The sequence below is a fragment of the Massilia sp. UMI-21 genome, from assembly GCA_015277795.1.
Classification (GTDB): domain Bacteria; phylum Pseudomonadota; class Gammaproteobacteria; order Burkholderiales; family Burkholderiaceae_D; genus Telluria.
Genome location: CP063848.1, coordinates 3334539 through 3346666, shown reverse-complemented (window position 1 = coordinate 3346666; position 12128 = coordinate 3334539). Strand labels below are relative to the sequence as shown.

8 protein-coding genes and 1 pseudogene are annotated in these 12128 nt (G+C 59.7%); 3 read left to right on the top strand and 6 right to left on the bottom strand.

Features of this window, described 5'->3' with window-relative positions; translation table 11 throughout:
- Window positions 1-138: 138 nt before the first annotated feature.
- Window positions 139-1560, bottom strand: a pseudogene (locus tag IM543_14745) (IS1182 family transposase).
- A 31-nt stretch (window positions 1561-1591) separates the two neighbouring features.
- On the opposite strand from IM543_14745, the gene IM543_14740 reads away from it, so the two are divergent.
- Together IM543_14740 and IM543_14735 are read left to right on the top strand one after the other, a co-directional pair.
- Window positions 1592-2671: an IS21 family transposase gene (locus tag IM543_14740; GenBank protein ID QOY92856.1), complete on the top strand. Its 1080-nt coding sequence runs from the start codon at window positions 1592-1594 to the stop codon at window positions 2669-2671.
- On the top strand, window positions 2668-3453 hold the full coding sequence (locus IM543_14735; GenBank protein QOY92855.1) for an AAA family ATPase: 786 nt from the start codon (window positions 2668-2670) through the stop codon (window positions 3451-3453). Before IM543_14740 ends, IM543_14735 begins: the two co-directional genes overlap by 4 nt.
- A gap of 686 nt (window positions 3454-4139) precedes the next feature.
- On the opposite strand, the gene IM543_14730 is transcribed toward IM543_14735, so the two are convergent.
- On the bottom strand, window positions 4140-5525 hold the full coding sequence (locus IM543_14730; GenBank protein ID QOY92854.1) for a family 43 glycosylhydrolase: 1386 nt from the start codon (window positions 5523-5525) through the stop codon (window positions 4140-4142).
- Between the two features lie 123 nt (window positions 5526-5648).
- Window positions 5649-6191 carry a DUF488 domain-containing protein gene (locus tag IM543_14725; protein ID QOY92853.1) on the bottom strand — a complete coding sequence of 181 codons (543 nt, stop codon included), beginning with the start codon at window positions 6189-6191 and terminating at the stop codon, window positions 5649-5651.
- A gap of 675 nt (window positions 6192-6866) precedes the next feature.
- Between IM543_14725 and IM543_14720 the strand changes: the two genes are divergently transcribed.
- Entirely contained in the window at window positions 6867-7577 is a 711-nt protein-coding gene (locus tag IM543_14720; GenBank protein ID QOY92852.1) for an RNA-directed DNA polymerase, read from the top strand.
- A 1-nt stretch (window position 7578) separates the two neighbouring features.
- Here the strand turns inward: IM543_14720 and IM543_14715 are convergent, their stop codons facing one another.
- From IM543_14715 to IM543_14705, 3 genes are all read right to left on the bottom strand, one after another.
- Window positions 7579-8676 (bottom strand): hypothetical protein, encoded by a 1098-nt coding sequence (locus IM543_14715; protein ID QOY92851.1) that lies wholly within the window; start codon window positions 8674-8676, stop codon window positions 7579-7581.
- A gap of 64 nt (window positions 8677-8740) precedes the next feature.
- Window positions 8741-9487 (bottom strand): rRNA pseudouridine synthase, encoded by a 747-nt coding sequence (locus IM543_14710; protein ID QOY92850.1) that lies wholly within the window; start codon window positions 9485-9487, stop codon window positions 8741-8743.
- A 33-nt stretch (window positions 9488-9520) separates the two neighbouring features.
- Window positions 9521-12115: a [protein-PII] uridylyltransferase gene (locus IM543_14705; protein QOY92849.1), complete on the bottom strand. Its 2595-nt coding sequence runs from the start codon at window positions 12113-12115 to the stop codon at window positions 9521-9523.
- Window positions 12116-12128: the final 13 nt, after the last annotated feature.

The window sequence follows — 12128 nt, the reverse complement described above, 5'->3', positions numbered from 1 at the left end:
AGCCGAATAGTACGGCTCACGGCCTATCCAAAAGCTTATAGAAGCGCCATAGCCTTGGCCGCCCCGTTTTCCAGTCCTCGGCAAGACCAGCAGCAAGAACGCTCCAAACAGCCCGATTGGCGGCAGAAAACGGGCATACGCCCTAATCGCCGCCAGCATTCCCTGCATGCCAAGCAGCGCGAGCAAACGACTAAAGTTGTAAGCCAGCACATGCAAGCTCATTTCGATCTTCACACGTTCCAGGCCTTTCGTTAGAAAGTGTGTGGATCCCATCCATGCCTTGATCGTGGCATAGGGATGCTCGACGGTTGAACGCCGGATGCGCATGGCGTCGGGCGTCTGTTCAAGACGTGCCTGCATGTCGTCGAGCACATCCTGATGTTCCCAGCGCGTCACGCGCCGCTGAGTGCTCGGCGTGCACTTGTCCTTGAGCGGGCAGCCCTTGCAGTTCGAGCTCCAGTAGCGGTGATTCGTCATGCCTTTTTCGACGCTGGAAAATCGCCATATCAAGGCTTCGCCAGCCGGGCAGCGGTACTCGTTCTTTTCGGGATCGTAAATGAAGTCGGCCTTGTCGAACCGGCCATCGGCCTTGGCCCCAGAAGTCTTCGTAGTTGGCACCAAAGCACGTATGCCCGCCTCATGACAGGCCAGGATTTCCTCGCCCTTGAAGTAGCCTCGGTCGGCAATCGCTGTCAATGTCGCCGTACCGATCGCTGCGCGGGCCTTCTTGGCCATGCCAGACAATTGATCGCGGTCGCTGCCATTGTTAGTGACCTCGTGCTCGACGATCAAATGGTGTTTGGCATCGACCGCTGTTTGCACGTTATAGCCAACGATGCCTGAGCCGCGCGTCATCATCGAGCGAGAATCCGGATCGGTGAGCGAGATCTGCGTTTCTCCAGTCTTTTCCAGCTTCGCTTCGATTTCCTTGAGCGTAGCCATTTGTGATTTCAACGCTGCGATCTTGTCGTTCAGGCGAACGCTTTTCGCTTGTGCAGTAGCCAGCTCCTGCCGGTCTGCCGTGTCGAGTTCTGTCAGGTAGCGGCTGATGTTCGCTTCGATCTCCGTCATCCTGCGCTTGAGCTTGGCGTCAGTGAAGTTGCGGGCGCTGCTGTTGACGGCCTTGAACTTGCTGCCGTCGATCGCCACCACTGCATCCGAGAACAGATCCAGCTGCTGGCACAAGACGACGAACTGCCTGCAGACATTACGAATGGCTTTGCCGTTGTCCTTGCGGAAGTTCGCTATCGTCTTGAAGTCCGGGGTCAGGCGCCTGGTCAGCCACATCAGCTCGACGTTGCGCTGCGCTTCGCGCTCGAGCCTGCGGCTCGACTGGATGCGGTTCAGGTAGCCGTAGATGTAGAGCTTGAGTAGTACAGCCGGGTGGTACGCTGGCCTGCCAGTCTTTGCAGGTATCACCCGCGCAAAACCCAGACTGGCCAGGTCAAGCTCATCGACGAATACGTCGACCACCCGAACCGGGTTGTTTTCGGTGACGTAGTCATCTGTCAGCAGCGGTTGTAAACTGATACAGGCAGCGATTGAAAACTGATACACCATTTTGAGAAGATGGCCGCTTTGCGGAGCGGCCTTGAAACCCAAAGAGGTGTACGTGGAAATTCAACTCCTGAAGAGGCATGGGTTAAGCCTTCGGCAGATCGCCGCCGAGGTAGGCTGCGCAGTGAACACGGTACGCCGGCATCTGGCCCTGGAGGCCGTGCCGAAGTACGAACGCAAGGTCAAACGCCAGACGAAGCTGGCGCAATTCGAGCAGTACCTGAGAGATCGGCAGCAAGCCGCTCAGCCCGACGTGATTCCGGCCACCGTGCTGTACCGCGAGATCGCCGCTCGCGGCTACGAGGGCGGCATGAGCCAGTTGAGGGCCTTTCTGCGCACCTTGCGCCCGGCGCCTCCAGCCGACCCGGTGGTGCGTTTCGAGACGGCGATGGGCGAGCAGCTGCAGGTGGACTGGGTCGAATTCCGTAAAGGCAGCGCACCCTTGCACGCGTTCTGCGCGACGCTCGGCTTTAGCCGGGCGAGCTACGTGGAGTTCGTCAGCAACATGAAGGTGGAGACCCTGATCGCTTGCCACGAGCGCGCCTTTGCGGCGTTCGGTGGCGTGACGCGGCGGGTCCTGTACGACAACATGAAGACGGTGGTGCTGGAACGCGATGCGTACGGCGAAGGCGAGCACCGCTTCCACGCCGGCTTCCTGGACTACGCCAGGCATAGCGGTTTCGTGATCAAGCTGTGCCAGCCGTACCGGGCCAAGACCAAGGGCAAGGTCGAACGATTCAACGGCTACCTGCGTCGTTCGTTCTACGTGCCGCTGGCGAGCCGGCTCGCGCAGAGCGGCCAGAAGCTCGACGTCGTGACGGCCAACGTGGAAGTGGCCCACTGGTTGCGCGACGTGGCCAATGCGCGCATCCACGGAACAACCGGAGAGCCGCCAGCCGAAGCATTGAAGCGGGAGGTGGAGCACCTGCAAGCGCTACCGGCACCGTGGCGGGCGGACATCGCGGCAGCCAGGCCGCAAACGAGTACTGCAGCACCTGCGGCGCCGCGGCCGGCGGCGGTGGTGGAGCGGATCGCGCAACCGTCTCCAGTACAGCATCCGCTACAGGTGTACGACGCGCTGCTGGTGCGGGTTACTGAAGGGGTGGCGGCATGAACCTGCAGCATGAGCGTATCGCGGCGTTGTGCGAGAGCCTGAACCTGCCGTTCGTGGCACAGGGCTATGGCGCCGCAACCCAGAAGGCGGCGAAGCAGGAGATGGCCTACAGCGACTTCCTGGAGGGGCTCTTGAGGGAAGAAGCCGCCGGACGCAACGTACGCAAGCAGAGCATGATGACCAGGCTGGCCGGGTTCCCGGCAGTGAAGACGCTGGACGAGTTCAACTATGACTTCGCCAAAGGCGTCAAGCGCAGCCAGGTCGAGGAACTGGCCGGCCTGGGCTTCGTTGAACGGCATGAAAACGTGGTGCTGGTCGGGCCCAGCGGCGTAGGCAAGACGCACCTGGCAATGGCACTGGGCTACAAGGCCACGCAGGCAGGCATCAAGACGCGCTTCACGACGGCGGCCGACTTGATGTTGGCGTTGTCGACGGCGCATACGCAGAACAATCTGAAAGCGGTGATGCACCGCGCGATCAAGGCGTATCGGCTCTTGATCATCGACGAGATCGGCTATTTACCGATGAACCGGGAACAGGCCAACCTGTTCTTCCAGGTGATCGCGGCCCTGTATGAGCGTAGCAGCCTGATCGTGACCAGCAACCTGCCGTTCGGGCAGTGGGACACGACCTTCGCGCAGGACACGACGCTGACCGCGGCCCTGCTCGACCGGCTGCTGCACCACGCGCACATCGTGCCGATTGCAGGGGAAAGCTACCGGCTGAAGCACCAGCGCCAGGCCGGGATGATGAGGGGGAGCGATGTTGCAGAAGTTGGCTGAACGCGGACGGTGTTCGGCAACGGCGGTGTATCAGTTTTAAATCGCTGGCACGACGAAATCTGTATCAGTTTTCAATCGCCGTTGACATCATCCAGGTGCTCTGGCAGTAGCGTGCCTTGCCCACGGTCTTCGCCTTCGATAAAGCGCTTCATTTGGCACCCCGGTGATGAGATACTCCCTCAACGTTAACCCAGCCGGGTTCGTGTACACGGTCCTGCGTTTTTACACAGGCTGGACCCAGGGCGGACGGTCAACTAGCCGAAACACGCACAGGATGATTGGCGGGGACTACGGACATTGGTACATCTGAGATTGGTCGTAACGGGGTGTTCAGAGCCCGGTCAACGAGTTCCTCGTCTGACATAGGCTCCAGACATTCCACAACGAGCCAGCGAGCGCGAACCGGGTCCGGGCACCCAGCACAGAAGTCGATAAGCGTCTGGTCTAACGCCTCCTGGGTGAGCCCGTGTGCTTTGGGCTGACTCATTATTTTCAGCTTTCCCAGCAAGTCGCCTTTGTCAAATCTTCGGTCCATAGTCGTTGATGATGAGCTGAATTTGGTGTACGAGGCACACGAGAACGACCGCTTTTGGCGCCGAAAGCGGACGGTCTGAATCGTTCAGTGTACGAACTTGCTGCTCTCACAGCAAGTATGAGGTTTTGTCAGGCGTTCCAGGCCCCTCGGCCTACCTGCGGATCAGCGACCACTGCTGGTTGGCGGCGCCGCTCGCGGGCCACTGGATCACCTGGGCGCCGTCGGCCGTGCTGCGGGCGTTCACGTCCAGCACCATGCCGCTCAGCTGGTTCGCCACCGTGACATAGCCGGCAGCCGGGCTGGCGAAGCGCCAGCGCTGGCCGCCGCCCGCCCAGTAGCCCCACTGCGCGATATCCGTGCCCGCGCTGGTCGAGTTGCCATAGTTGTCCAGGCTGCGCAGGCTGTGGGCGTTGATGATGCTGTAGTAGCCGTCGCCCTGGCCGATCACATGCCACTGCTGGTGGCGGGCGTTGGTATCAGTGAATTGCTGGACCAGGGCGCCGTCCGCCGTGGACGCATTCGCCACCGTCAGCGCCTTGCCGCTGTGGCGCGCGCGCAAGCTGTAGACGCCGTCGCTGATGCCGCCGCAGCCGGCGAAGTTGGTGAAATTGCGCGTCAGGACCGGCCAGCCGCCGCTGTAGCTCATGCGCAGGATGTCGAGCTTGGCGTTGCCATTGTCCTGCAGGTCGTAGTAGTGGGTCGAGACGAAATGGCAGCCGTCCTGCTTGAGTAGGCCGATATGGCCCGGGCCGCGGTACTTGCCGTCGCTGACCGGCAGCACGGTGCGGGTGCCGGAATAGGGGCCGCGGATATTCGTGGCCCGCTGTACTTCCACATAGTACGTGCTGTCGCTGCCCTTGCAGCAGCTGCCGCGGTTGACGAACAGGTAGTAGTCGTTGCCGTTGCGGGTGATGTAGGGCGCCTCGATGTCGCGGTGGCCGCCGCCGAGAATCGTGCTCACGCTGCTCGCCAGCTTGCCGCTGGACTGGTTGATCTCGGCCAGGCCGATCCCGCCGAAGAACGAACCCCAGGACATGTACACCTTGCCGTCATGGTCGCGAAACAGCGCCGGGTCGATCGCATTGATTTCGCCGGCGCCGCCGAATGATTCGACCACGATGCCGAGGTCGGTCCAGGCCGGGTTCTTCAGCGAGGGCGAACGCGCCACGCCGATGGCCGAGGACGAGGTGCCGAAGCTCGACACCGAGTAGTACAGGTAGTATTGCCCGTTCATCTGGATCACGTCCGGCGCCCAGAACGCGCCGGCGAAGTTCGGGATCTTGTTCTTGATCCAGGCAGGGTAGGTGCTGAACACCGGGGCCGGCCCGCCGGTCCAGGTGAGCAGGTCCTTCGAGGTGGAATACCAGATCCCGGTCCCGGTCGTGAAGTTGAAGTAGGTGTCGCCGTCTTTCGTGATGGTGCCCGGGTCGTGCGCGTTCTTCAGGCCCGCCAGTTCGATGGCGCGAGCGTCAGGAACAGGGCCAAGGCTGGAGGCAAGCCCCAGCGCCAGGCAGCAAAGTGCCAGCAGTTTGTTCATCGTGTCGTCTCCGGTATCGTGTTATTGGATACTGCCCGGCCAGCATAGGTACATACGCTGGAAGTCACTGATGAAATTTTCTGGCAACGCGATGCGTGTTTCGGTATCGCGGGCAATGGCTGATCAGGCCGACGCCGATTCCGGCGGATAGAGGATCTGGGTGCCGTCGACCCGGGCAAACGGCGTGAGCGTATGCGGCCTGGTCTTGCCCCGGTTTATGATGTGCTCGACCGGCACCCCGCGTACCGCCAGCGCATCGGCCACCAGCGAACGGTGGCAGCGCCAGGGCACCGCTTCAGCGCACATCAGGGCGAAGCGCACGCTGCCCGCCAGGCGCACCAGCAGGTCGATCTGCTCGTTGAATTCGCTGCTCTGCATATGGTCGGCATAGCCGCGGAACGAGGCGTTGCGCCAGGCGCCGTTCGGGGCGCTGTTGGGCGGATAGTTGCGCGCCTTACGCAGGCCGCCCAGTTCGCGGATGTACTCGTAGCCGATGCCGGCACCGGCGAGCGAGCCGGGCAGCTGGTCCTGCCCGAACTGCGGGTTGTGGCGCGACTTGGCGACCGTGCGGATGTCGAGCACGCGTTCGATGCCGTGCTCGCGCAGCAATGCCAGGAATTCTTCGATCGGCCGGTTCGAGTGGCCGATGGTGTAGACCGGTTCCATGCTCGTTGTGGCTCCGGGAGGCGGGAGCGCCATTTTCGCCCCCAGGCGGTCGGCTGTGTCGCCAGCTTGGGTCACGCGGCAAGCCTAACGAAATCCGTCGCTATGGCGCGAAACGAAATGCCGACCGATTTTCAGCAGAAAACTGTGAATTACTGCGTGCAAATGTTTAACTTCTCACGATCGCTTTTATGGCGCTCCCCTTGACAACTCATCCGTTTATGATAAATTAGCGCTATGTCAGCGACTAGGAGCAGCTCCAGTCAAATAGCTGACCTCTACGGCGTTTCGTTAAGTTGCGATCGCGCATCCTCAGGTGAGGGTGCGCGATTTGTAATTGTTTTCCCTTCACTGTTCCTCCGTGTTTAGACAGTTTTGGACTGCGCTGACGCAGTCTTGGCTACGCTAATTCCTTAGTTTGTCTCTAACTTTTGTCTTTTCGGTATGGCACACTCGCTCGAAAGCTTGTTTGATAATAAATTCCGCGGGTCACATAGTTTTCAGCAGTTCTTGAGGTGTAATACCCTTCAGAATTCAATCAAGCATGTTGGAAGAGGTCGCGAAGTTATTGAGGCTACTAGCGTGCTTCGGGCTTATCACCTATTTTTACTGTCCACTATAATTGAGAAGTTGCATGTCAATGAAGGGGTAGTATTTTCATACCGTAAAGGCTATAGCGTGCTTGATGCAGTGCGGCCGCATGCGGAAAAGAAGAACATAATTAAAATAGATCTACTAAATTTCTTTCCATCGGTTGATAGGGATCTTGTTGCGGCTTGTATAAGAAATAGCGCTATTGATGAAATCTCCGACTTAGACCTGTATTTGACGAATGTTGCTGAGTTGGTGACTGTGAATGGCTATCTGCCGCCGGGGTTTGCAACTTCCCCGCCTTTGAGTAATGCGTGCTTGATTGATTTTGACAATATCTTGCAGGACTATTGCTCGGCTCGCCAGCTCGTTTATACGCGATATAGCGATGATATTGTTATATCGGGTGATGTAAAAGAGGAAGTGGTGGCTATGCCCAGCATTGTTTTCGGCTTCTTGAATGATTTGTACGCGGGACGTTTCACAATTAATGCGGATAAAATCAAACTGATGCACCGAGGGTGCCGCATAGCTTTACTAGGTCTCCAAATTCTTCCAAATGGTCGAGTGACTTTGGGGCGTGATTTGAAAAATAAAATCGAGTCACTTCTTTATTTCTACTGGAGCAATCAGCTAAAACTGATCGATATCTTAGGTGCCGATGCCAAGAAGAATGAAAGAACGTTAGTCGGATACCTCAATCACGCTAGAGTTATTGACACAGATTATTTCGCAAAATTAGAAGGTAAATTTGGAGCGAGTGCAGTCGAGGCGCTCATGAATTCTAGCGATAAGTAAACTATTTCTGAGCCTCTGGTTTTGTCGAGGGTAACTTTGAGATTAAGGCTAAGACTAGTTCATTGAGGTTTAGGGGATAAGAATCCGTCGTTTGCGAGTTTACGTGGGCGGCACCGAATATCTTGTTTGCAACGTCGATCTTTAGTTTATTTTGCTCATCTGGTGGTAGTGAGGCCAAATAAGGCGTAATCGCTTGCAGATCTAGTGAGATTCTCAAATGTGAATAGTGCTGTTCGCGATGTTTCGCTGACTCGCGTGCCAAGTACGCTGCGGGGACAGAAAGCGCCAGCGAAAAGAAAAATCGAAGTATGGAGGTTTGCCATTTGAAATCTGGTTTTGCCATTTCAAAAAGCGAATAGGCGATAATACCGACGATTAGCAGCATAAGCCCAACTGATGCATTCCGCATGCTATTAGCCATTGTTCGTTCTTGTTCTGCTGATTTAGAGTAGCTTCCTGCAATTGCTTTGCCGCTGACCAATCCAACAAGATTGTCGACATCTTTTTGTTTTTCAAGCAACTCTTCAACGATTTGTCGAGTGGATTGCGATGCTTCAGTTAATGAGGCGTTTAACTGATCCTCATACGAGGATATCAATGCGCTTGTCTCACTTGCCTGTCGCTTTGTCTCTTCGACCAGTTGGCGCGTCTTGTTTGCATCCTTCTGAATTCCCAGAAACTGACTGCGCATTATGTCGAGGCCAGCGGACAATTTTTGCGTTTCCGTGGAAATTGTGCTGAGTACGGGTTCGTTATTTTTTGGTCTGCTAGTATCTAGCCACTCCGTGATGTCGTTCGCGACTTCGTATAGGTCTTGAGTTGCTACTTGTATCTGAGTGTTATTCGATGTAAGTTGGGCTAGTTCATACAGTTTATGAGCCCGATCAATTACCGTAAGTATGTGGCGAAGTAAATCTGATTCTATTGTATCGGGTTTGCTATGTTCGGTCTGTACAATTTCTAAATAATGTTCGACGCTACGAAGCCTGCCTTGGATATTTTTTGGAGTATTTTGGGATAATAATGTCCACAGTCCGTCAATCTGGGATTTTAAATCACTTATCCATTGATCAATATTATTGGAGGAATTATTTTTCATATTAATTGATTGACGTGCAATGAAGGGTGATGCTTTAAACGTCTTGCAAGAATATTCGATCCAGTTAGAACTGCTCGTCCGGCCGCAGGTAACGCCACTGCCCCGGCGGCAGGTCGCCCAGTTTCACCCGGCCGATGCGTACGCGCTTCAGGCCGATCACCTTCAGGCCCACCATGTCGCACATGCGGCGGATCTGGCGCTTGCGGCCTTCCTTCAGGGTGAAGCTGAGCTGGTCCTCGTTCTGCCAGCGCACCTTGGCCGGCAGCAAGGGTTTGCCGTCCATCCACAGGCCGTGGTTGAGCTTTTTCAGCTCGCTGTCCGGCAGGGTGCCCGGCTTGCTGTACTGCACCCGCACCAGGTATTCCTTCTCGATCGCCGTGTTCTCGCCGATCAGCTGCTTGGCGATGCGGCCGTCCTGGGTCAGCACCAGCAGGCCCACCGAGTCGATGTCAAGGCGCCCGGCCGGCACCAGGCTGCGCAGCTGGGTCGGGTGGAACTGCTCGGGCGAAGGGTCGTCCGGCCAGCGGTTTTCCGGCTTGACCAGGGTGACGGCCGGCTTGTAGCCGTCCTCGGCCTGGCCGCTGACGTAGCCGACCGGCTTGTTGATCAGGACCGTGACGCGCTTGGACTGCTCGGCCGCGGCCTGGCGCTCGACGGTGATGCGCTGGTGCGGCAGCACCTTGCTGCCCAGCTCCGAGACCACCTTGCCGTCCACCCGCACCCAGCCCTTGGCGATCCAGTCATCGGCTTCGCGGCGCGAGGACAGGCCGAGTTCGGACATACGTTTGGAGAGGCGGACAGGTTCGGTCATCGGGAAACAGGGTAAAAGGTTAAGTCTTGTGGATCAGATCTTGAGCGCATCCAGCAGCTCGGTCTCGAGCTGCACCTGGGTGCGCGGATTGTTCAGGGCCGGGCCATCGATCAGGAATACGTCCTCGACGCGCTCGCCCAGGGTCATGATCTTGGCGGTGTGCAGGTTGATGCGGTAGCGGGTCAGCACGTTGGCGATCGCGTACAGCAGGCCTGGACGGTCGTTGGCGGCCACCGACAGCACGTGGAACTGGCCGCGCTCGTCCGGACGCAAATCCACGGTGGGCTTGACCGGGAAGGTGCGCGACAGGCGCGACAGGCGCCCGCGGGTCGGCGCCGGCAGGGGCTCGGGCGAGGCCAGCAGGCGGCACAGCTCGTGCTCGATCAGGTTGATGATGTCGCGGTAGCTGCCGACGAAATTCTCTTCGGTGGCGAGGAAGGAGTCGAGCGCGTAGCCGTGGCGCGTGGTGTGGATCTTGGCGTCCAGGATGCTGAAATTCTTGCGTTCGAAGTAGCCGCAGATGCGTGCGAACAGGTCCGGCTGGTCCTTCACGTAGACCGCCACCTGCAGGCCTTCGCCGATCGGCGCCAGGCGCGCCTTGACCACCGGCTTGTCGCTGTTCACCTTGTCGTGCAGGGCGCGGGTCTGCCAGGCGATGTCGGAGGCGTCATGGCGCAGGAAGTACGCGACGTCGAGCTGCTGCCACAGCGCCTCGTGGGCGGTGGCCGACAGGCCGTACAGGCGCAGCGTGGCCAGGGCTTCCTTCTGGCGCGCGCGCAGTTCGCGGTCGGCGCTGTGCGGCTCGCCGCCCAGCACGCGCAGGGTCACCCGGTACAGGTCTTCCAGCAGTTTGGCCTTCCAGGCATTCCACACCTTCGGGCTGGTGCCGCGGATGTCGGCCACGGTCAGCAGGTAGAGCGCGGTCAGGTGGCGCTCGTCCTTGACCAGCGCGGCGAAATGCGCGATCACGTCCGGGTCGGACAGGTCCTGCTTCTGGGCCACCGTCGACATGGTCAGATGCTGCTGGACCAGGAACACCACCAGCTCGGTGTCTTCGTCGCGCAGGCCATGGCTGCGGCAAAAATCGGCCGCATCCTGCATGCCGAGTACGGAATGGTCGCCGCCGCGGCCCTTGGCGATGTCGTGGAACAGGGCGGCCACGTACAGCAGCCAGCGGTCGTGGAAGTCGGCGATCAGCTGGCTGCAGAACGGGTATTCGTGGGCGTGCTCCGGCATCGTGAAGCGGCGCAGGTTGCGCACCACCATCATGATGTGCTGGTCCACCGTGTAGACGTGGAACAGGTCATGCTGCATCTGGCCGGTGATGTTGCGGAAGGCCGGCAGGTAGCGGCCCAGCACGCCCATGTCGTTCATGCGGCGCAGCGCGTGCAGCAGGCCGACCGGCGCTTTCAGGACGCGCAGGAACAGCGCCTTGTTGGCCGGGTCGGCGCGGAAGGCGTCGTCGATGAGATTGCGCGCGTGCCACAGGGCGCGCATGGTGCGCGCGGTCATGCCCTTGATGTCGGGGCGCTCGGTCATGGCCACGAAGATCGCCAGCACCGTGGACGGGAAACGCTCGAAGGTATCGTTCGCCGCGATGTCGATGAAGCCGCCCACTTCGTTGAAATGGCGGCCGAAGTCGCCGCCGATCGGCACCGGCGTGGCGCGCCGCGGGAACAGCTGGGCCTCGATGTTCTGCAGCATGATGGTGTTCATCTGGGTGACCACCTTGGCCGCCCAGTAGTAGCGCTGCATCAGGAGTTCGCTGGCGCGGCGGCCCTTGGCGTTCTCCAGGCCGAAGGTCCGGGCGATCGGGGTCTGGACGTCGAACACCAGCCGGTCTTCGCGGCGCTTCGTCTGCAGGTGCAGGCGCACGCGGATGTCCTTGAAGGCGTATTCCTTTTCCATGAGCTGGCGCGCCTCGGCGCGCGTGATCAGCTTGGCGCGCGCCAGCTGGCTCCAGGATTCGGCCAGGCCGGCCGCCTTGGCCACCCACATGATCACCTGCAGGTCGCGCAGCGCGCCCGGGCTTTCCTTGACATTGGGTTCGAGCGCGAAGGCCGTGTATTCGTACTTGGCGTGGCGCACGCGCATCTCGGCGGTCTTGGCCTGGAAGAAGGCCTGCGGATCGAGGGCCTCGCGATAGCGCCGGCGCAACTCGTCGAAGAGCTGCTGGTCGCCCGTGACCAGCCGCGCTTCGAGCAGGCTGGTCTGGACGGTGATGTCGGCTTTCGACTCCAGCAGGCACTCGTCGACGGTGCGGATGCTGTGGCCGATCTCCAGGCCCAGGTCCCAGAACAGCTGCACCAGCCCCTCCAGCTTGGCCTGGGTGAGGGCATCGGCCGGCTGGCCGAGCAGGACCAGCAGGTCGACGTCGGAGTAGGGGAACAGTTCGCCGCGGCCGTAGCCGCCGACGCCCACCAGCGCGGTATGGGCGGGCAGGCCGGCCGCGTCCCAGGCCTCGCCCAGGATGCCGTCGACGCAGGTGCGCAGGCCGCGCAGCAGCTTTTCGGGCTTGCCGTCCGCGTCGAAGGCGTCGATCAGGGCCTGGCGCTCGGCCTTCAGCCGCGCCTTGAGGCGCTGGCGCAGTTCGTCGCGCGCGCTGTCGAGGAGTGCGGGCTGGCCCATGGCGCCGTCCTGC

Excerpts from the sequence above, each read along its gene's own strand:
- IM543_14735 (QOY92855.1), top strand. The coding sequence starts at position 2,668 with ATGAACCTGCAGCATGAGCGTATCGCGGCGTTGTGCGAGAGCCTGAAC.
- IM543_14730 (QOY92854.1), bottom strand. The coding sequence starts at position 5,525 with ATGAACAAACTGCTGGCACTTTGCTGCCTGGCGCTGGGGCTTGCCTCC.
- IM543_14725 (QOY92853.1), bottom strand. The coding sequence starts at position 6,191 with ATGGAACCGGTCTACACCATCGGCCACTCGAACCGGCCGATCGAAGAA.
- IM543_14715 (QOY92851.1), bottom strand. The coding sequence starts at position 8,676 with ATGAAAAATAATTCCTCCAATAATATTGATCAATGGATAAGTGATTTA.
- IM543_14710 (QOY92850.1), bottom strand. The coding sequence starts at position 9,487 with ATGACCGAACCTGTCCGCCTCTCCAAACGTATGTCCGAACTCGGCCTG.
- IM543_14705 (QOY92849.1), bottom strand. The coding sequence starts at position 12,115 with ATGGGCCAGCCCGCACTCCTCGACAGCGCGCGCGACGAACTGCGCCAG.